The organism is Streptomyces sp. AK010 (assembly GCF_014207295.1).
Lineage (GTDB): Bacteria > Actinomycetota > Actinomycetes > Streptomycetales > Streptomycetaceae > Streptomyces > Streptomyces massasporeus.
This window is the reverse complement of record NZ_JACHCX010000016.1, coordinates 60,855-80,488: the sequence shown is the minus strand read 5'-3', so window position 1 is coordinate 80,488 and position 19,634 is coordinate 60,855. Positions and strand designations below refer to the sequence as shown.

Annotated in this window: 15 protein-coding genes; 10 read left to right on the top strand and 5 right to left on the bottom strand. The window is 74.3% G+C overall.

The genetic code is table 11. The features are described 5' to 3' along the window. The first annotated feature begins 3 nt into the window (after nucleotides 1-3). Nucleotides 4-1,695: a DUF885 domain-containing protein gene (locus HDC93_RS27315; protein ID WP_185013463.1), complete on the top strand. Its 1,692-nt coding sequence runs from the start codon at nucleotides 4-6 to the stop codon at nucleotides 1,693-1,695. Nucleotides 1,696-1,796: 101 nt separating this feature from the next. Here HDC93_RS27315 and HDC93_RS27310 read toward each other — a convergent pair whose 3' ends face one another. Continuing rightward, complete coding sequence (locus HDC93_RS27310; protein ID WP_185013462.1) at nucleotides 1,797-2,315, bottom strand: immunity 21 family protein; 519 nt, start codon at nucleotides 2,313-2,315, stop codon at nucleotides 1,797-1,799. Between the two features lie 45 nt (nucleotides 2,316-2,360). Then, nucleotides 2,361-2,834, bottom strand: a complete 474-nt coding sequence (locus HDC93_RS27305; RefSeq protein WP_185013461.1) for a rhodanese-like domain-containing protein — start codon at nucleotides 2,832-2,834, stop codon at nucleotides 2,361-2,363. Between the two features lie 93 nt (nucleotides 2,835-2,927). Between HDC93_RS27305 and HDC93_RS27300 the strand changes: the two genes are divergently transcribed. Beyond that, nucleotides 2,928-3,374 (top strand): Lrp/AsnC family transcriptional regulator, encoded by a 447-nt coding sequence (locus HDC93_RS27300; RefSeq protein WP_142165198.1) that lies wholly within the window; start codon nucleotides 2,928-2,930, stop codon nucleotides 3,372-3,374. Between the two features lie 2 nt (nucleotides 3,375-3,376). Here HDC93_RS27300 and HDC93_RS27295 read toward each other — a convergent pair whose 3' ends face one another. From HDC93_RS27295 to asnB, 3 genes are all read right to left on the bottom strand, one after another. Next, nucleotides 3,377-6,373 (bottom strand): AAA family ATPase, encoded by a 2,997-nt coding sequence (locus HDC93_RS27295; RefSeq protein ID WP_185013460.1) that lies wholly within the window; start codon nucleotides 6,371-6,373, stop codon nucleotides 3,377-3,379. Then, a complete protein-coding gene (locus HDC93_RS27290; RefSeq protein WP_185013459.1) occupies nucleotides 6,370-7,533 on the bottom strand; it encodes an exonuclease SbcCD subunit D in 1,164 nt (387 codons plus the stop codon). Before HDC93_RS27290 ends, HDC93_RS27295 begins: the two co-directional genes overlap by 4 nt. A 183-nt stretch (nucleotides 7,534-7,716) precedes the next feature. After that, nucleotides 7,717-9,588, bottom strand: a complete 1,872-nt coding sequence (gene asnB, locus HDC93_RS27285) for an asparagine synthase (glutamine-hydrolyzing) (protein WP_185013458.1) — start codon at nucleotides 9,586-9,588, stop codon at nucleotides 7,717-7,719. Between the two features lie 742 nt (nucleotides 9,589-10,330). Between asnB and HDC93_RS27280 the strand changes: the two genes are divergently transcribed. The 8 genes from HDC93_RS27280 (at nucleotide 10,331) to HDC93_RS27245 (ending at nucleotide 19,614) form a co-directional block, all read left to right on the top strand. Continuing rightward, nucleotides 10,331-11,461, top strand: a complete 1,131-nt coding sequence (locus HDC93_RS27280; protein ID WP_311774631.1) for a phenylacetate--CoA ligase family protein — start codon at nucleotides 10,331-10,333, stop codon at nucleotides 11,459-11,461. Further along, a complete protein-coding gene (locus HDC93_RS27275) occupies nucleotides 11,458-13,281 on the top strand; it encodes a prenyltransferase/squalene oxidase repeat-containing protein (RefSeq protein WP_185013456.1) in 1,824 nt (607 codons plus the stop codon). The genes HDC93_RS27280 and HDC93_RS27275 overlap by 4 nt, the downstream gene beginning before the upstream one ends. Nucleotides 13,282-13,301: 20 nt before the next feature. Continuing rightward, a complete protein-coding gene (locus tag HDC93_RS27270) occupies nucleotides 13,302-13,730 on the top strand; it encodes a hypothetical protein (RefSeq protein WP_185013455.1) in 429 nt (142 codons plus the stop codon). Between the two features lie 175 nt (nucleotides 13,731-13,905). Continuing rightward, nucleotides 13,906-14,205, top strand: coding sequence for an acyl carrier protein (locus HDC93_RS27265; RefSeq protein WP_185013454.1), 300 nt, complete (start codon nucleotides 13,906-13,908; stop codon nucleotides 14,203-14,205). Nucleotides 14,206-14,207: 2 nt separating this feature from the next. Then, nucleotides 14,208-15,260, top strand: coding sequence for an acyl--CoA ligase (locus HDC93_RS27260; protein ID WP_185013453.1), 1,053 nt, complete (start codon nucleotides 14,208-14,210; stop codon nucleotides 15,258-15,260). Then, a complete protein-coding gene (locus HDC93_RS27255) occupies nucleotides 15,253-16,650 on the top strand; it encodes an amidase (RefSeq protein ID WP_185013452.1) in 1,398 nt (465 codons plus the stop codon). The genes HDC93_RS27260 and HDC93_RS27255 overlap by 8 nt, the downstream gene beginning before the upstream one ends. A gap of 33 nt (nucleotides 16,651-16,683) precedes the next feature. Continuing rightward, nucleotides 16,684-18,384 (top strand): aromatic amino acid ammonia-lyase, encoded by a 1,701-nt coding sequence (locus HDC93_RS27250; protein WP_185013451.1) that lies wholly within the window; start codon nucleotides 16,684-16,686, stop codon nucleotides 18,382-18,384. A 42-nt stretch (nucleotides 18,385-18,426) separates the two neighbouring features. Next, nucleotides 18,427-19,614: a 3-deoxy-7-phosphoheptulonate synthase gene (locus HDC93_RS27245; protein WP_185013450.1), complete on the top strand. Its 1,188-nt coding sequence runs from the start codon at nucleotides 18,427-18,429 to the stop codon at nucleotides 19,612-19,614. Nucleotides 19,615-19,634: the final 20 nt, after the last annotated feature.

Below are 19,634 nucleotides of genomic sequence, written 5' to 3'. Positions count from 1 at the left end.
GGCATGTCTGAGATCAAGAGCCCGCTGCCCCGAGAGGTCGCCGACGCCTACGTCGACGAGCTCGTCGCCCTCGACCCGATCACCGGCACGTTCCTCGGCGACAAGGAGAGTTCGAGCAGGCTGCCCGACACCTCGCCCGCCGGGCAGGAGGCGCTCGCGGAGCTGGCGCGGCGGACGCTGGCCCGGCTGGACGAGGCCGAGCGGCTGCCCGGCGCGGACAGCGACATCGAACGCCGGTGCGCGCGGCTGCTGCGCGAGCGGCTGGGCGCCGAACTCGCGGTGCACGAGGCCGACGAGAGCCTTCGTTCCGTCAGCAACCTGAGCTCCATCGCGCACGCGGTGCGGCAGGTGTTCACCGTGACGCCCGCGCAGACGGAGCAGGACTGGGCGGCGATCGCCGAGCGGCTGCGCGGCGTCCCGGCCGCGCTGGAGGGCTACCGGGAGTCCCTGGCGCTCGGTCTGGAGCGGAAGCTGTACGCCGGTCCCCGCGCCACCGCCACCTTCGTGACGCAGCTCGGTGAGTGGGCCGACGCGGACGGCGAGGGGCACGGCTGGTTCGAGCAGTACGCGGCGGCCGGCCCCGAGGCCCTGCGGTCCGAGCTGGACACCGCCGCCCGCTCGGCCACCGAGGCGGTCGTGCGGCTGCGCGACTGGATGCGGGACGTGTACGCGCCGACGATCGAGGGCGCGCCGGACGTGGTGGGCCGGGAGCGGTACGCGCGCTGGGTGCGCTACTTCAACGGCACGGACCTCGACCTGGACGAGGCGTACGCCTACGGCTGGTCCGAGTACCACCGGCTGCTCGGCGAGATGAAGAGCGAGGCCGAGAAGATCCTTCCGGGCGCCGGCACGCCGTGGGAGGCGCTGGCCCACCTCGACGCGCAGGGCACGCACATCGAGGGCGTCGACGAGGTCCGCGACTGGCTGCAGAGCCTCATGGACGAGGCGATGGACGCGCTCGACGGCACCCACTTCGACCTGGCCGAGCGGGTGCGCCGGGTGGAGTCGCGCATCGCCCCTCCGGGCAGCGCCGCGGCCCCCTACTACACGCCGCCGTCGGACGACTTCTCCCGGCCGGGCTGCACCTGGCTGCCGACCATGGGCGAGACGCGCTTCCCGGTCTACGACCTGGTGTCGACCTGGTACCACGAGGGCGTGCCCGGCCATCACCTCCAGCTGGCCCAGTGGAAGCACGTGGCGCAGGACCTCTCCCGCTACCAGGCGAGCGTCGGCATGGTGAGCGCCAACGCCGAGGGCTGGGCGCTGTACGCGGAGCGGCTGATGGACGAACTGGGCTTCCTGACCGACCCGGAGCGCCGGCTCGGCTATCTGGACGCCCAGATGATGCGCGCGGTGCGCGTCATCATCGACATCGGCATGCACCTGGAGCTGACGATCCCGGGCGACTCGCCCTTCCACCCCGGCGAGCGCTGGACGGCCGAGCTGGCGCAGGAGTTCTTCGGCTCGCACAGCAGCCGGCCGGCGGACTTCGTGGAGAGCGAGCTGACCCGCTACCTGTCCATGCCGGGTCAGGCCATCGGCTACAAGCTCGGCGAGCGGGCCTGGCTGCTGGGCCGTGAGAACGCCCGCGCCCGCCACGGCGACGCCTTCGACCCGAAGGCCTGGCACATGGCCGCGCTGTCCCAGGGGTCGCTCGGTCTGGACGACCTGGTGGACGAACTGTCGCAGTTGTAGGCGCGTCCGTGGGGCCGCGCTGTCGCGGACCCCGGGTGTAGGCGCGTCGGCTGGGCGTCGCCTGCGCGGAGCCAGCGTGTAGCCGCGACGGCGGGGCGTCGCTACCGCGGCGCCAACAGGCGCAGTTCGATCAGGTCCAGCCAGGTCTCCGGGCCCGGCTGGACCCTCGCCGCGCGGACCGCGTATCTGCCGGGTTCCAGGGCCACCCGGACCTGGTCGGTGTCCGCGAGGCCCGTCCCGGGCCAGGCCGCGTCGAAGAGGCGGACGGGCCCGGGCACCTTCCAGGTCGTCTCCGGTCCCCACTCCGCCGTGGCGGTCGCCGGCGGGACGCTCGCCGGCAGTTCGTGCTCGGAGTCGCCGGCGCACCACCGGACGAACATGCCCCGGTCGGGCAGGTAGGCGGTCGAGGCGGGCTCGTCGCCCAGGACCAGGGCGGTGGAGTCGCCGACCGGGATGAGGCCGACGTGGCCGGTCACCTCGCAGGCCCGGTCGTAGTCCGAGGCCGTCTCCTCGCCGTCGGCACCCGCCCAGAACGGCAGGACGGTCTCCGGCACCGCTATCAGCGGTCCGCCGCCCGACTCCACCCATTCCACTGCGCCCGGCTCCGCGTATCGCACCATGGCGCAAGAACCTACAGGGTCAACTCGCGGCAAAGGATCGGGGGTTCAGCAGCCGCAGTCGCCGGCGTCCACGGGCGCCGTCAAGGGGTCCGGGGCCCTGCGCTCGCGCCCCTGCCAGGTCTCGAGGGCCAAGCCCTCGCGCACCCAGTACTCAAAACCGCCGAGCATCTCCTTGACCCCGTAGCCGAGTTCGGCGAGGGCCAGGGCGGCGCGGGCGGCGCCGTTGCAGCCGGGACCCCAGCAGTACGTGACGACCGGCACCGACCGGTCGAGGAGCCGCCCGGCCTGCCCGGGGACGAGCGCGGTCGGCAGATGGAGCGCGCCGGGGATGTGGCCCTGGTCCCACGCCTCGGTGGAGCGGGAGTCGACGAGGACGAAGCCGGGGTCACCGCCGGCGTCGAGTGCTGCGGCCACGTCGGACACGTCGGTGTGGAAGGCGAGACCCGCGCGGAAGTGGGCGGCGGCCTCGGCCGGAGCGGCGGGGGCCACGCGCAGGACGGGGTTCACGGTGGTGGTCATGCGGCAAAACTATGGCCGCCGGTGCCGTCTTTGAAGTGACGATCCCCGGCGCTCTGCTTGATCCGCCGGGGATTCCCCTGCTATCCCTCGGGCATGACCGAGTATTCCCCGGACGCCACCGACTGGCGCATTCTGGACGTCCTCCAGCGGGAGGGCCGGGCCAGTTTCGCCGAGCTGGCCCGCGCCGTCTCCATGTCCGCGAGCGCGGTCACCGACCGGGTGCGCCGCATGGAGGAGGCCGGGGTCATCCGCGGCTACGCGGCGGTGGTGGACCCCGAGCGGCTGGGCCTGCCAATCCTGGCGTTCGTGCGCCTGAGGTATCCGAACGGCAACTACAAGCCCTTCCACGACCTGGTCGCCGTCACGCCCGAGATCCTGGAGGCGCACCACGTCACGGGGGACGACTGCTTCGTCATCAAGGTCACGGCCCGCTCGATGCGCCACCTGGAGGAGGTGTCCGGGAAGATCGGGGCACTGGGCTCGGTGACCACGAGCGTGGTGTACTCCTCGCCCCTCCCCGGGCGTCCCCTGGGGCGCTGACGTCAGCCGGTGCCGCGCTGGCGCAGTGTCGAGCCGGACCGGCCCTTGACCACTTCGAGCTGGGCGTGGATCCGCCGCCGCAGGTCGGCGACGTGGCTGACGATGCCGACGCTCCGGTCGCGTTCGCGCAGGGAGTCGAGGACGTCGAGGACCTCGTCGAGGGTCTGGTCGTCGAGGCTGCCGAAGCCCTCGTCGATGAAGAGGGTGTCCAGCCGCACCCCGCCCGCCTCGTCCGTGACGACGTCCGCGAGGCCGAGGGCCAGGGCGAGCGAGGCGAAGAACGTCTCGCCGCCGGACAAGGTCGCGGTGTCACGTTCGCGGCCGGTCCAGGCGTCGACGACATGCAGTCCGAGTCCGCTGCGGCCGCGTCCGGTGCGGTCGTCGGAGTGGACGAGGGTGTAGCGGCCGGAGGACATGCGGCGCAGCCGGACGGTCGCGGCGGCGGCGACCTGCTCCAGCCGGGCCGCCAGGACGTACGACTCCAGGCGCATGCGGCGTTCGTTGTCAGCCGAGGTGCCCGCGGCGAGGCCGGCCATGCGGGCGACGCGGTCGTACTCCTCGCGCAGCGGCGCCAGCCGGCGCACGGAAGCGGTCGCCCGGGCGGAGAGCCGGTCGAGTTCGGCGCAGCGCCGGCCGACGGCGTCGTGGGCGGAGGCGGCGTCGCGCAGCCGCCGGGCCGCCTCGTCGGCGGCCCGCTGGGCCGATTCCAGGTCGGCCTGCGGCTCGCGGGCCGCCGCGGCCGTGTCGGCCTCGGCGAGAACGGCCCGTACGGCGGCGTCCTCGTGCTGCCAGGCGTCCAGACGGCGTTGCAGTTCGCGGTGGGCGGCGTTGTCGAGGAGGGCGGCGGCCGCGGCCTGCGGGGTCTCGAAGCCGGCGCGGAAGGCGGCGTCGGCGAGCCGGGCGTCGGCGTCCTTGAGCCGCTGGGCGGTGTCCTCGGCGACGCGGGCGGTGTCGGCGGCGTCCGTGAGCAACGCGGTGCGCCGCTCCAGCTGTGCGGCCCGCGCGGCGACGCTGTCCAGGGAGCCGCGCGCCCGGTCCAGCTCCGTTTCCAGCAAAGCCCGTTCATGGTCCAGTCGCTCCCGGTGACCGGCCCGGGAGGCGGTCCGCACGGCGGTCTCCTGCCGGGCGGCGAGGCGCCGTTCGTGCTCCTGCCCGGCCTGCCGCAGCCGTTCCTGCGCGGCGTGCAGCTCGGCCGCGGCACTGCGGGCCTGCGCATACCGCTCCTCCAACTCCGCTGCTTCCCGCGCGAGTTGTTCGGTGGGGCTGTCACCGGCCTCCGCGGTGGCCGCGGCGAGGGCCTCCCGTACGACGGCGAGACGCCGTTCGTCCTCGGCGCGCTGCTCGTCGGCGCGCTGGTAGGCGGTGAGGGCGTGCTCCTCCGCCTCGCGGTCGACGTGCCCGGCCACCTTGCGGGCTGGGTCGGGGTGTTCGGTGGCGCCGCAGACGGCGCAGGGCGCGCCGTCGGTGAGGTGTGCGGCCAGTTCGGCGGCGATGCCGTTCAGGCGCTGTTCCTTGAGGTCGAGCCAGTGCTGCTTGGCCCGCAAAGTCTCGTCCTGCGCGGTGCGGACCCGTTGCACCGCCCGGTCCGTGTCCTGGGCGAGCTGGTCGCGCATGCGGGCCGCGCGGAGCCGCTGCTGTGCGGGCTCGCGCCGCTCGGCGAGCTGCTCGGCGAAGGCGGCGGCCTGCTGCGCGGTGTCGACCCGGCTGTGGAGTGCGGTGCGCCTCTCCTCCCAGCCGTCGAGCCAGGCCTCCGCCTCGTGCAGGAGGTCCGCGTCGGCGCGCTCCTGGCGGTCCAGGCCGGCGCGCTCGTCGAGGAGTTCGGCCAGGCGCCGTTCGGCCCGGCGGGCCGAGTCGAGCCCGCCCAGCTCCTCGGCGGCCCGGCGTGCGGCGGCGGCCAGACCGGCCGCGCCCGCGTCGGCGAAGGTGTCCGGGAGCAGGGCACGCGCGCGTGCCTCGGCGGCGGCCGCCCGGCGGTGTTCGGCTTCGGAGGACTCCCGCAGGTCCAGGGCGGGCGCGACCGCTTCGGCCTTGCGGGCCCGCTCCATGAGCGCCAGGGCCTCCCGGTGGGCCTCGGCTCCCTGCTCCAGACGCGCCGCCCGCTCCCGCGCCTGGGCGAACCGCCGTTGGAGCCGGACGAGTTCGCGTACGTCGTCCAGGGCGCGGCCGGCGGCGGCCTGCGCGGACTCGGCGGCGGTGAGCGTGCAGGCGGCGACGGTGAGCTGCTCGCGGGCGGTGCTGCGGGCGACGGCGGCCGCGTTCAGTACGGCCTCGGCGAGTCCCGGTTCGCCCGGGGCCAGCTCGGGCAGCTCCATGGCGTCGCCCGCGGCCTGCTGCATGCGGTGGGCGTCGGCCAGCAGCTCCGCGTCCCCGTCCCGCACCTGGGTCTCGGTGGTGCGGCGCCGCTCGGCGAGGCGCTTCTCGACGTCGGCGAAGCGGCGGGTGTCGAACAGGCGGCCCAGCAGTTTGCCGCGGGCCTCGGCGTCGGCGCGCAGGAACCGGGCGAAGTCGCCTTGCGGCAGCAGCACGACCTGGCAGAACTGCTCCCGGCTCATACCGAGCAGCTGGGTGATCTCCTCGCCGATCTCCTGGTGGGAGCGGCTGAGGTCCTTCCAGGTCCCGGCCGGCGCGTGGTACTCGCGCAGCCATGTCTGGGCCTTGTCCAGTGTGGTGCCGGTGCCGCGCTTCTTGGGGCGCTCCCTGGGCGGCTGGCGGGTGACCTCCAGGCGGCGTCCGGCGACGGTGAGGTCGAGGGTGACCTCGGTGCGGGTCGCGGATGCGGCGTGGTCGCTGCGCAGGGCCGTGCCCTGTCCGCCGCCCTGCCGGGCGCCCGGCACCGAGCCGTAGAGGGCGTAGCAGACGGCGTCGAGGACGGATGTCTTGCCCGCGCCGGTGGGGCCGTGCAGCAGGAACAGCCCGGCCGTCGACAGGTCGTCGAAGTCGACGGTCTGGCTGCCTCCGAAGGGACCGAAGGCGGTGAGGGTGAGCCGGTGCAGCCTCACCGGGCCACCTCCCGTACGGTCTCGTCGGCCCGGACCGCGTCGAACGCGTCCCGCAGCACGCCCTGTTCGTGCGGGTCGGGTGCGGCGCCGCGGACATGGGCGACGAAGTCCTCGGCGATCTGCTGGTCGCTGCGGCCGGTGAGGCGCCGGGCGTACGACACCTCGGACTCGGCGTCGTCGCGGTCGGGGTCGAAGACGAGGCTGAGGGTGTGCGGGAAGCGCTCGGTGAGCCGGGCCATCGGGTCGGCCGGGCGGAGGGGGTCGGTCAGGGTCGCCTCGACCCACGCCTCCTCGTGCCGGGCCAGGTCCGGGTCGGCGAGCAGGTCCTCCAGGGTGCCCCGGATCCGGGCCAGGGGGCGGGGCACCGGGCAGTCGACGCGCTCGGCGTCGACGGAGCCGTCCGCGGCCAGGTCGACCAGCCACATGCTCTTGCGGTGGGCGGCCTCGGAGAAGGAGTAGGGCAGCGGGGAGCCGGAGTAGCGGACGCGGTCGGTGAGGGTCTGGCAGCCGTGCAGGTGCCCGAGCGCCACGTAGTCGACGCCGTCGAACACCCCGGCCGGCACCGCGGCGACACCGCCGACGGTGATGTCCCGCTCGCTGTCGCTGGGTTCGCCGCCGGTGACGAAGGCGTGGGCGAGGACGACGGAGCGGGTGCCGGGGGCACGGGCGGCGAGGTCGGCGCGGACCCGGTCCATGGCGGCGGCGAGCACGGCCTCGTGCCCGGCCTTCTCCACTGCGAACTCGTCCTTCACCAGGGCCGGTTCGAGATAGGGCAGCCCGTAGAAGGCGACGTCACCGTCGCCGTCGGCGAGCACCACCGGGGTGCCGGACGCGGACGGCTCGGTCCGCAGGTGGATGCCGGCCCGCCCGATCAGCCCGGCCCCGACGCCGAGCCGGCGGGCCGAGTCGTGGTTCCCGGAGATCATCACCGTGGGCACGCCGAGAGCGGCGAGGCGGTGCAGGGCGTCGTCGAACAGCTCGACCGCGGCGAGCGGCGGCACGGCGCGGTCGTAGACGTCTCCCGACACGACCACCGCGTCCACGGCGCGCTCCCGCACGGTGGTGACGAGGTGACCGATGAACTCGGCCTGGGCGCCGAGCATGTTCACCCGGTGGAAGGCGCGGCCGAGGTGCCAGTCGGAGGTGTGCAGCAGCCTCAAGACGCCGCTCCGACCTGCATGTCTCCCCCTGCTGTCCGCTTCGGCCGCCGCGAGCCGGTCCGGCTCGCCGTCAGACCCACCACGCTAACGCGTGTGGGCACCTGGTCCACCACGAACCCCGGAGCGCCACGCCCCTCCGGGGGCAATTCTGGGGAAATGTCCACAACTGCGCTGTGAAGCAGGTCATTCCGGCGCGATGCCGTACTCCCGCATCCACCGGTCGAGATAGAGAGCGGTCTCCAGTCCGTTGCGGCGCAGCTGCGTGTCGAAGTGGCCCTGCGGGTGTTCGAGCAGCCGGGCGAGTTCGCGGGCGTCGACGACGTCGAAGGCGGGCGAGGACCGGTCGGCGAGCAGCGTCTGGGTCCGGGCGCGCAGGTCCTTCTCGTAGAGCTGGTCGGCGGTGGTCGGGTAGGGGCTCTTGCGGCGCTCCAGCACGGAGCGGGGGACGATGTCGCGGGTGGCCCGCTTGAGCAGGCCTTTGGGGTCGCCACCGGGTGTCTTGAGGCCCCAGGGCGTGTTGTGCACGTACTCGACCAGCCGGTGGTCGCAGAAGGGCACCCGCACCTCCAGCCCGGCGGCCATGCTGAGCCGGTCCTTGCGGTCGAGCAGGGCGGGCAGCCAGCGGGTGAGGTGAAGGTGGCCGATCTCCCGCATGCGGCGTTCGGACGGGGAGTCGCCGGGCAGGTGCTCGACCTCGCGGAGGGCCTGCGCGTAGCGGTCCGCGCGGTACTCCTCGAAGCGCGTGGCCGCCCGGAAGGCCGGGGCGAGCAGCTCCGGGGTGATCAGCTGCATCCGGCTGAGCCAGGGGAACCGCGCCGCGCGGACGGCCGCCGGGTCGTGGAACCAGGCGTATCCGCCGAACACCTCGTCGGCCGACTCCCCCGACAGGGCGACCGTGGAGTGCTCGCGTATCCCGCGGAACAGCAGGTGCAGCGAGGTGTCGACATCGCCGAAGGTGTACGGCAGGTCGTGGGCGCGCAGGACCGCGTCACGGTGGGCGTCCCGGGTGAGCTCCCCGGCGGAGAGTTCGATGAGCCGGTGGTCGGTGCCGATGTGCCGGGCGGCTTCCAGGGCGTAGGGCGAGTCGCGTTCGGGCCGGAAGTCGCTGGCCCTGAAGTCGGCTTCGCTGCCGGTGAAGTCCACGGCGAAGGAGCGCACCGGGGGTTCACCGGCCCGGGCCTGCACCCGGGCGGCCAGGGCGGTGAGGACGGTGGAGTCCAGTCCGCCGGAGAGCAGGGTGCACAGCGGCACGTCGGTGACCATCTGGCGGGTGACCGTGTCCTCCAGCAGGGCCCGCACGGTGCCGGCCGTGGCCTCGGCGTCGTCCTCGTGCGGGTGCCGCCCGAGGCTCCAGTACCGGTCGGTCCGCAGCCCGTGGCGGTCGTAGACCGCGACGCAGCCCGGTGGGACCTCCTCGATGTCCCGGTACGGCGTGACGCCCGGCGTCTTCGCCAGGCCGAGGAGGTCGGCGAGGCCCTGGCTGTCGATCCGGGCCCGGAAGCCGGGGTGGGCCAGGATCGCCTTGGGTTCGGAGCCGAACAGGACACCGCTCGCGAGCCGCGCCACGTAGAGGGGCTTGATGCCGAGGCGGTCGCGGACCAGGAGGAGGCGCTGGTCGCGCTCGTCCCACAGGGCGAAGGCGAACATGCCGTTGAGGCGCCTGACGAAGTCCTGGCCCCACTGGAGATAGGCGTGCAGGACGACCTCGGTGTCCGAGCGGGTACGGAAGGTGTGGCCGAATCCGCGGAGTTCCTCGCGGAGTTCGCGGAAGTTGTAGACCTCGCCGCTGTAACTGAGCACGACGGCGGGCCGCTCGCCCTCCCCGGGCCCGGCGGAGGTGGCCGCATCCGGGCGCATGGGGGCGCTCATGGGCTGCCTGCCGCCGTCGAGGTCGATGATCGCCAGCCGGCGGTGACCGAGGACCGCGTGCGCACCGGCGTGGATCCCGGCGGCGTCCGGGCCGCGGCAGGCCATGGTCCGCACCATGGGTTCGACGCCGTCCACCTCCCGGGTGAGATCGAGACCGACGTCGGCCCAGCCTGCGATTCCGCACATGAAAAGGCTCCAAGCGAAGGGGTGAGGGGGACGGACGGATGTGTCCGGATGAAAGGTGGGGGTGTTACCGGTAATTCGGCGCGGAGACAGGGGATCCAGCAGGTCGGGAAACCCGCTGTTCGCACGCGCTTGACCGCGACTTCAAAACACTTCTGGTTCCGCGTTGATCGACCGCGTGCGCACTCCGCACGCCCGGTCCGAGGCCTTGGGAAGCCCCGCCGGCACTGCCCGAGACTAGGGCGGAAAAGCAACTCGGGCAACGTACCGATCAGTAGGCGCTTTCCCTCGGTGCGGAGGTCGTCGATTTTCGGTCGCACATGGCCAGTTGAGGATCCCGGGGCCGGTTGCATGGCCGACCTTTAGTGCTATACGTTCGCTGTGGGTCGGGCTCCTGGTCCCTCCGGCACGCCCTGAACTGAGGCTTCCCGACCCCCGCAGGGCAACCCGTCGAGCCACCGACGCCACGGGCGCGCACAGCCCTCCCGCTTCCCGGTTGTGCGTAAGCGATCAGCGATAAACGAGCGAGGTGCGTGTGATACTGCACACCGACAAACGCCAGGCATTACTCCGTGAGGCACAGACCGAGATACGGGAAAATCACGGACGCGTCCCGGACGCGGACTTCTACACGAGAAAACTGTCAGCGGCCTGGGAACGCGCACGCGGAAGCGAGGCCTACGGTCCGAATGAAGACCGGGGCGACATCGGCGAGTTCTCCCTCGACCGTTTTCTGGATCTCCCCGTGACACCCCGTGAGTCGCTGAAGGCGCAGCCCCTGCGCTATGCGGCCGCCACCCCCACCGAGGCCTCGAAGTACTACGAGACCACCGGCACGACCGGGCAGCCCACGCCCACCCCGCGCCTGGCCGAGGACACCATCTGGAACACCGTCTCGGTGGCCGAGGCGTGGCGTCCGCTGCTCGGAGCCGACGAGCGCGTGGTGATCCTGCTGCCGTCCGACATCGTCCCTGTGGCCGATCTGATCTCCGGGGTCTGCGAGTACCTGGACCTCGCCCACGTCCGGGCCTATCCGTTCGCCACCGGCATCTCCGGCTGGGACCGGCTGGAGTCGATGTGGCGGACCTTCCGCCCCACCACGGTCTTCGTCGCCCCCGGCGTCGCCCTGCAGTTCACCCGGCTGCTGGCGCAACGCGGGGAGCTCGGCGACCTCAGCTCCTCGGTGGACCGGCTGATGCTGCTCGGCGAGGTCAACACCGCGCCCTTCCGCGACCGGCTGGGCCGGTGGTGGAACGCACAGGCATACGACGCCAGTTACGGCAGCACGGAGACCGGCACGCTCGCCGCGGCCTGCCCGCGCGGCGGCCAGCATCTGCTGCCCGCCGCCACCTACTTCGAACTCGCCACGCCCGACGGGGTCGTCCCGCTGCACGACCGGGGCGAGCACCGGGAGGGACGGCTCGTCGTCACCCCGCTCAACGCCCACGCCAGGCCCCTCCTCCGGCTCGACACCGGCGACGAGGTCTCCATCGAAACCGACTGCCCGTGCGGCAGCGCCGCACCCCGGATCACCGTCCACGGCCGCTCCGCCGACGCCCTGCGGGTGCGCGGCGCCCCGCTGTCGGTACGTGCCGTCGAGGAGGTCGTCTACGGCGTCACCGACGCCACCGGCTATCTGCTGGAGGTGGACGGCGAGGCCGGCTACGCCCGGCTGCTCCTGGAACGCGGGGTCGGCGCGGGGCGCGACGGCGAGCCCGAGGAGCGCCGACGCGTCCAGGACCGGTCCGAGGAAGTGCTCGGACTGCGCTGGGACGACGTGGTGCACGTCAACTCCCTGCCCGCCAACACCAAGAGCGGCGCATCGCAGAAGAGCTGGAAGCGGTCCAACGTCCGGGAAGTGGAGGTCGCCCGATGACCACCACCGCGACGACCGCTCCGCGCGCTCCGCAGGGCACCGGCGTGTCCGGCGGCGAACCCGACCTGTGGTGCACCTACGCCGCCGTGCGGACCCTGGCCTGGCTGGAGCGCACCGACAGCGTCACCGACGCGGACGGCACGGCCGCCTATCTCACCGGCCGGCGCAACGCCGACGGCGGCTACGCCTGGAGCCGGGGCATGCTCTCCGACGCCTGGGCCACCTTCTACTGCACCCAGGGACTGCGCGACCTCGGCCGCCCGGTTCCCGGCCTGGACGCCACGTCCCGCTGGCTGGACAGCACCTGGTCCGGCGACGCCTACGCGATGCTGCCGGGGCAGGCCCCCGACGTGTGGGCCACCCATTTCTCCACCCGCTCGGCCGCGGAACTGTGCGGCGGCCGGGTGCCCGACCCGGATCGCCTGCTGGACTGGCTGAGCCGGCTCCAGTGCGCCGACGGAGGGCTGAGCTGGTCCCCCGAGGACGCACGCCGCGGCAAGGCCGACGTACGGGCCTGCTACTACGGGGTGATGGCCTGGCGCGCCGCCACCGGGCAGGCCTTTGATGCGACATCGCCCTGGGACGTCCCGGCGCTCACCGACTGGCTGCGCGCCCGGCAGGCCACGAGCGGCGGCTTCCACTTCGCCCCCGCCGCTCAGGTGCCGTGCCTGTGGGCCACCTACCGGGCCGTCGGCGCCCTTGGAGCCCTCGGCGAGACGCCGCGTGACCCGGACGCCTGCCGGGACTGGGTCATGGGCCTGCGCGGCCCCACCGGCGCCTTCGTCCGCTGGGAGGGTTACGACGTCGAGGACGTGTGGGCGTCCTTCTGCGCGGTGGGCACCCTGAAGGCGCTCGGCGCACCGCTCGCCCCCGTCGCCGACGCCGTCACCGCCCGCATCTGCGAGCTGGGCTGCGCGGGCGGCGGGTACACCTACCGGGAGCCGCCGGCCGCCGCGGACGCCCTGAGCACCGCCGCCGCCGTGCTCTCGGCAGACCCGGGATCTCCGCGGCCGGAAGGGGTGCGCTGGCTGGAGGGCTGCCAACTGCCCAACGAAGGCGGCGTGATGTACATGCCGGGCCGGGGCAGCGAGGTGCGCTGCACGCTGTGGGCGCTGGCGGCCGGGGCGTTCGCCGAGGATCCGGCGGCCCGGAGGCGGATCGCCGGCTGGCTGGCCGGACTGCAGAACGCCGACGGCGGGTTCGGCTACTGGGAGGGCCGCGGGTCCGACATGGTGTCCACCGCCGCGGCCGTGGAGACGGCGGCCCTCCTCGGCGGACCGGACGGGCTCGGCCTGGACCTCCAGGGCGTCCGGGCCTTCATCGACTCCTGTCGCGTGTCGCCCGACTCGCACGATGCGCACGGTGCGCGGCTCTCGGGTGTCTCGGACGCGTCGCGGGGGGAGCCGTACGCGCACGGCAACGTGCCGGGCGGCGAGCCGGGGCTGCGCCCGGCGCTCCAGGCCCAGCGGGTCCGCATGCTCCTCGGCCCCGGCTTCGCCGAGCCCGCTGAAGCGAGCGAGGCCGTCCGCGCCCTGCTCGCCCGCCATCGCGTCCGCGGCGGCGGCTACGCGGGCGAGGGGCACCGGGTCCCCGACCTGCTGTCCACCTACGAGGCCGTGCTGGCCGCCGACCGGGCCGGACTCGGGCTCGACACCGCGCACCTGCGCGCGTTCACCGACCGGGTGCGCGACGCCGGAGGCACCGCCTGGAGCCCCCTCGCCCCCGGCAGCGGAGGCCCGCTCGCCGACTGCCTCGGCACCCTGCTCGCCCGGCGCCTGACGGCCGGCCCCGGTGTGCTGCCGGCGCTCGCCCTGTCCTGAACCGCCGAACCGGAGGCCTTGTGCCCACGATCACCATCCGTACCCCCGAACTCCCCGTCCCCCGGCGCCGGGCCGTCGCCCTGCGTGTCACCCGCTGGCTCACCGCCCAGGGTGTCCAGGCCGGTCACGTCGTCGTGCGCTTCGAGCCCACTGAGGAGAGCACCGTCTTCTCCGGCGGCATGCCCGTCGAGGCGCTGCCGCACGAGACGCCGGACGCCACCGGCGTGCACCACGCGTCGGTGACCTGCTGTGTGGGCCCCGACCGCGACGACGCCTTCCGCGACGGACTCGCCCGCTGCGTCACCGAGGCACTCGGCGCGGACGCCACGACTCCGTTCTGCTACCTGGAGTTCCGTCCCACCTCGCCCTCCGACGTCTACCTCGGCGCCGGCGAAGGGCTGCGCCGGGCCGACGGCACCGCCGTGCGCCCCGCGCCTGCCGCCGTCTGACCGGCGTCTCACCGCCGTCTGACCGCCGTCTGACCGGCGTCTGACCGGCGCCCAGGCCGATGCCTGGCGTGCAGCGTCCCCGCCGCGGTCCCGCTTCCCCCTGATCGCCATCGCCACAACCTGATCCACCACAACTCGATCCACCGCAACCTGATCCACCGCAAGGAGTACGACCATGACCACGACCGTCCCCTCCCCCGAGCAGATCCACGACCGCACCCGGTCCGTCCTCGCCGCCCGCATCGGCGACGCCTTCGCCGCCGTACCCTCCGACGCCGACCTCCAGCAGGCACTCGGTGAGCGCTACGACAGCCTCACCGCCATGGAGTGCATTTCGGCCGTCGAGAGCGAGTTCGGCATCGAGGTGGACTTCGTCGCGGACGACGTCCGCCACTGGTTCTCCAGCGTCGAGCGGATGGTGCGCTTCACCCACGAACGCCTGGAGGACACGGTTGCCCTCGGCCTGAGGAGCTGACCGTGCCGGACGTCGCCTTCGCCACCTCCGGCAGCACCGGCCCGCCGGTGACCTGGCTGCGCACCGAGGCGCAGCTGCGCACCGAGGCGGCCCTGGTCCGCGAGGAGGTACTGGGCCCCGCCCGGTTCGGCCGCATCGTGTCCTACGCACCCCCCGAGCACCTCTACGGCCGGCTCTACAGCCGCGAACTGCCCCGCATCGAGGGCGTCCCGGTGACCGGTCTGTGGGACCAGCCGCTCGCCCTGCCGCCGCTCGACGACGGCGTGCCCACCCTGCTGGTCTGCCTGCCCGCCACCTGGCAGCTGCTCGCCCGGCACCTGCCCGCCCTGGCGCGGCACGGCCGGGTGACCGCCCTGCACAGCACCGGCCCCACCACCCCTGCGGCCCATCAGGTCACCTCACACCTCACCGGCACCGGCTTCCGGGCGTTCGAGCTGCTCGGCTCCACCGAGACCGGCGCCGTCGCCCACCGCCCCGTCGCCGCCGGGCAGCACGACGCCCTCCCCTGGACCCTGCTGCCCGACGTGGAGGTCCTGCACGACGTGGAGCCGCCACCCGGCGCGGCCACGGACGGCGATCCCACGGGCTGCGACGGCGCGGCCCGGCGGCTGCGGGTCGCCGGCCCGCGGCTGGCCCGCCGGGACGGCGCCGAAACTCCTCCGGACGACTGGGAGTTGCCCGACCTCGTCGCGCCGGTGGGCCCGCGCACCTTCCATCACCTGGGGCGGGCGTCCCGGCTGATCAAGGTGAACGGGCTGCGCTGCGACCTGGCCCGCGTGGAGGAGCTGGCCCGCGCCCGCTGCCCCGGCGTCGACCTGGTCTGCGCCCCCGTCGGCGACCCGGTGCGCGGAGAGCACTACGAGATGTTCTACGCCGGACCCCGGCCGGCCGACCCCGCGGACCTGCGCCGGATGCTGGGCCGGCTCCCCTCCGGCCTGCCCGCGCCGCGCGCCGTGCACCGCGTCGCCCGCATCCCCCGCAGCGCCACCGGCAAGGTCCTCACCGCCGAGCTCACCGCCGCCCGACCCCCCGCCGAGGAGCCCGAGCATGTCTGACACCCCCACAGCCCAGGACGCGATCACCGCCTATGCGCGGCAGGCGCGTTGGACGACCCCGGCGTCGCGGCCCTCGGTCCCCGGCACCCCGGTACGGATGTCGTTGCCGGAGAGGGTGACGGCCCGCTCCCGATGCACCCTGACCGCCGAGGAGTGGCGCACCGCCGAGGCCGCCTGGTCCGACGAGGCCGATGCCCGCTACCGCGCCTGTGTCCAGCGCGCCCCGCTCGGCCCGGACGCCCCGCCGGTGCGCGTCGGTGTTAAGGACACCGTGGACGTGGCCGGCTTCCCCACCCGGCTCGGACTGCGCGGCCACCGCCACCACGCCCGCCTCTCGACCCCCGCGATCTCCGCCCTGCCGCCCGAACTCGCCTCCGTGACGGCCAAGGTGGTCACCACCGAGCTGAACATCGGGGTCGGGTCGGAGTGCGTCAACCCCTACGTCCCGCACATCGACCCCGGCGGCTCCAGCACCGGCACGGCCGTGTCGGTGGCCGCCGGCATCTGCGACCTCGCCCTCGGCACGGACGTCCTCGGCTCGGTGCGCTGGCCCGCCGGCCAGTGCGGGACGGTGGGCCTGCGGATGACCCACCGCAGCTCGCTGCTGGAGGGTGTCTTCCCGCTGTCCCCGCCCATGGACGCACTGGGCTGGGCCGCCCGCAGCGCCGCGGACCTGGCCTACCTGTGGCCGCTCCTCGGACTCGACCGGCTCGGCGCCCAGCGCCCGCCCGGTGAGGGCCCGTACCGGATCGGAGTCGTGGCCAACACCGAGGGGCCCGAGGGCACGTGCGGTCCCGTCATGCGCGGGGCGCTGGAAACGGCCTGCGGGCACCTCGAAGCGAGCGGCCACCTGCTCGACGCCGTGCGCGTCGACGACCTGTGGGCGCTGCGCGGACCCGCCTGGGAGCTGTGCGCGCGCCAGGCGTGGGACGCGTACCAGGTGTGGCGGCCCTGGGTGCCCGCCGACCTGCACGAGACCACTCGCGGTGCGCTGGAGGTCGGGGCGAAGGTCCAGGACGACCGCTACGCCTGGATCCTGGAGCGCCTGGCGCACACCCGCGCCACGGTCGAGGGCGACTTCGACGCCGCGGGCGTGGACGCCTGGCTGCTGCCCCTGGACCCGGCCGCGCCGCCGGACCTCGCGACCGCCGGCGCCCGGGTGTCGACCATCCCGGCCCCGCAGGACCCCGACTACGACGTGCGCGTGGCCTACACCCCGCTCGCCAGTTTCGCCGGCCTGCCCGCGCTCACCATGCCGGTCGCCCGGGACGAGCGCGGGGCACCGCTGTGCGTGCAGCTCATCGCGCGCCGCGACCACGAACCGCTGCTGATCCGGCTGGCCGCGCTGCTGGAGGAGGCGGTCGGGCCGCTCGGCCTCCGGCCGAGCTGAAGCGACCGCCCGCCCGGACGACGGAAGGCAGCCATGCCCCTCCCCCACCCCTCCTCCGACCCCCGGTCGCCCGACACACTGGTAAGTGACCTGCTGGACCGCAGCACCGAACCCCTGGAACCGACCGCGGTCGACCAGGCCCGGATGGCGGCGGCCCACCGCGCCCTGACCGGCCTCGACGGCTCCCGACGCGTCTACGGGGTCACCCACGGCTTCGGACCGCTGGTGGACCATCCCGCCGACCCGGACCCGGCCCGTCAGGGGCTCGGCCTGATCTCCCATCTGGCGACCGGGCAGGGCGAACCACTGCCGCCGGAGGTCACCCGCACCATGGTCTGGCTCCGGCTGCGCGGCATGACCCTGGGGCACTCCGCCGTCGCCCCGAAGACCTGGCAGCGACTCACCGACCTGCTGAACGCCGGTTTCGTCCCGGTGGTACCCAGCGAGGGCAGCCTCAGCGCGAGCGGCGACCTCGTCCCCCTGGCCCACGCGGCGCTGGCGTTCGCGGCGGCCGGGTCGGGCGACGACGGTGGGGCCGCCGATGAGGCCGGCAGCGCCGACGACACCACCTCCCCGGCCTGGAGCCCGGCCCCCCGGCCTCCCCGGGCCGGGACCGCGGCCCTCGAGTCTCCCCGCCCCCCGACCCCGCCCCTGGACTCTCCCGCCCCTCAAGCCTGGTGCCGCGACGCCGGAGGCGCGTGGCGGCGGGCGGACGCCTCGGCCGTGCTGGAGGGACTGGGCCTGCCTCCCGTCATCTGGGACGCGCGGTCCGCGCTCGCCTTCGTCAACGGCAGCAGCGCCTGTCTGGCCCGCGCCCTGCACACCCACCGGGAGCTCGGCGCGCTCACCCGGGCCGCCGCGGCCCTCACCGGCCGGACCGCCGCGCTGCTCGGTGCCTCGGGCGAGCCCTACGAGGACGCGCTCCAACGGGTGCGCAACCAGCCCGGGCAGCGGACGGTCGCCTCGTGGATCCGGGCCGAACGCACCGCCTCGGGCGCCACGCCCGACCCGGCGCCCGGCCCGGACCGCCCGCTCCAGGAGCGCTACTCCCTGCGGTGCGCCCCCCAGGTGCTGGGCGCCGTCCTGGACCAGCTGGACCTCCAGGGCTCGGTCCTGGCCGACGAGGCGGAGGGGTGCAGCGACAACCCCGTGCTCGTCGACGGCGACCTGCTGCACGGCGGCAACTTCCACGCCGCCCCCGTGGCCTTCGCCTCGGAGACGCACGCCTCCTGCGCGCACCAGGTGGCCTACCTGATGGAGCGCCAGCTCGCCCTGGTGCTGGACCCGGCGGCCAACGGCGGACTGCCCCCGCTGCTGACGCCCCGGCCCGGCGCCGGGAGCGGCTTCGCCGGGGTGCAGATCGCGGCGAGCTCCCATCTGGGCCGGCTGCGCCAGCTGGGCCATCCGGCGTCGTTCACCGCCGTGCCGACCAATCTCCACAACCAGGACCAGGTGCCGCTCGCCCTCAACAGCGCCAACACCGTGGCCCAGATGACCGAACGGGCCTGGTGGATCCTCGGCTCGCTGCTTCTCGCGGTGAACCAGCTCGCCCATCTGACCGGACACCGGGACGGCGAGGAGGCACGGCTGTGGCGGGAGCTGCGGGAGGAGTTCCCGCCCCTGGACCGGGACCGTCCGCTGGCCGGGGAGATCACCCGGGCGGCCGCGCTGGCCCGGGCCCGCCACCTGCCTCTCCCCACCACCGACCCGGACGCCACGACCGCGGCGGTGTGACGCCGTGCCTCTCCCCCACGACCAGCCCACGGAGGAAGAACCATGACCGCCACGCGCCTGCTGCTGCCGGCCCGCGCCCAGCAGCAGCCCGAATGGGCCTCGCTCGACGAACTCAAGGACGTCCTGCTCTCCCTGGAACGCAAACCTCCCCTGGTGGACGCCACCGCCTGCGCCGACCTCGCGACCGAGCTCGGGCGGGCCGCCCGCGGTGAGGCCTTCGTGCTGCAGGCCGGGGAGTGCGCCGAGCGGTTCGCCGACGCCACCCCCGACGCCGTGCTCGCCAAGGCGGACGAACTGCACGCCCTGGCCGACGAGTTCACCGCGGCCGGCGGCCCGCCCACGGTCCGGATGGGCCGGATCGCCGGGCAGTACGCCAAACCGCGCTCGAACCCGACCGAGACCCTGCCCGACGGCACCGAACTGCCCGTCTACCGCGGCGACGCGGTCAACGCCCCCGAGCCCACCGCGGCGGCCCGTACCGCCCTCCCGTCCCGGCTGCTGCTGGCGTACCGGCACGCCGGCACCACGCTGAGCACCCTGCTGGAACGGGACCTGGGCCTGGTCGGCCGGGCCGCGCCCCAGCGCACGTACGCCGGGCACGAGGCGCTGCTCCTGGAGTACGAGCAGGCACTGGTCCGCCCGGGCACGGACGGCAGGGGCTACGGCTCCTCCGGCCACTTCCTGTGGATCGGTGACCGTACCCGCCAACCGGATCACCAGCACGTGCAGTTCGCCGCCTCGATCGCCAACCCGGTGGGCGTCAAGATCGGCCCCTCGGCCTCCCCCGAGGACGTCCGCACGCTGGTGCGGATGCTCGACGCCCGGCGGCGCCCCGGCCGGCTCTCCCTGATCGTGCGCATGGGCCGGGACCGGATCGTCCCGAAGCTGACGTCCGTACTGCGGGCGCTCGGCGACGAGGCGTCCGACGTGGCGTGGATCTGCGATCCCATGCACGGCAACACCCGGGTCAACGGCGCCGGGCAGAAGAGCCGCGCCGTCGAGGACGTCACCCGGGAGATCGAGGGTTTCGTGACAGCCTTGCACGCCCACGGGCTGCACCCCGCCGGTCTGATGCTGGAGACCGCCCACCACCCGGTCACCGAGTGCGTCGGCTCGGCGGCGGAGCTGGCCTCGGCCACGCCGCTGCCCCGCTACGAGTCGGCCTGCGACCCGCGGCTGAGCCCGCGCCAGGCCCGTGAGGTCGTCGCCTTCACGGCGGCCCTGCTGTGAGCCGGCCGGCCGGACCCGCC

Coding starts and splice junctions, on each gene's coding strand:
- HDC93_RS27245 (WP_185013450.1), top strand. CDS start 18,427: ATGACCGCCACGCGCCTGCTGCTGCCGGCCCGCGCCCAGCAGCAGCCC.
- HDC93_RS27265 (WP_185013454.1), top strand. CDS start 13,906: ATGACCACGACCGTCCCCTCCCCCGAGCAGATCCACGACCGCACCCGG.
- HDC93_RS27315 (WP_185013463.1), top strand. CDS start 4: ATGTCTGAGATCAAGAGCCCGCTGCCCCGAGAGGTCGCCGACGCCTAC.
- HDC93_RS27310 (WP_185013462.1), bottom strand. CDS start 2,315: ATGGTGCGATACGCGGAGCCGGGCGCAGTGGAATGGGTGGAGTCGGGC.
- HDC93_RS27250 (WP_185013451.1), top strand. CDS start 16,684: ATGCCCCTCCCCCACCCCTCCTCCGACCCCCGGTCGCCCGACACACTG.
- HDC93_RS27300 (WP_142165198.1), top strand. CDS start 2,928: ATGACCGAGTATTCCCCGGACGCCACCGACTGGCGCATTCTGGACGTC.
- HDC93_RS27255 (WP_185013452.1), top strand. CDS start 15,253: ATGTCTGACACCCCCACAGCCCAGGACGCGATCACCGCCTATGCGCGG.
- HDC93_RS27275 (WP_185013456.1), top strand. CDS start 11,458: ATGACCACCACCGCGACGACCGCTCCGCGCGCTCCGCAGGGCACCGGC.
- HDC93_RS27305 (WP_185013461.1), bottom strand. CDS start 2,834: ATGACCACCACCGTGAACCCCGTCCTGCGCGTGGCCCCCGCCGCTCCG.
- asnB (WP_185013458.1), bottom strand. CDS start 9,588: ATGTGCGGAATCGCAGGCTGGGCCGACGTCGGTCTCGATCTCACCCGG.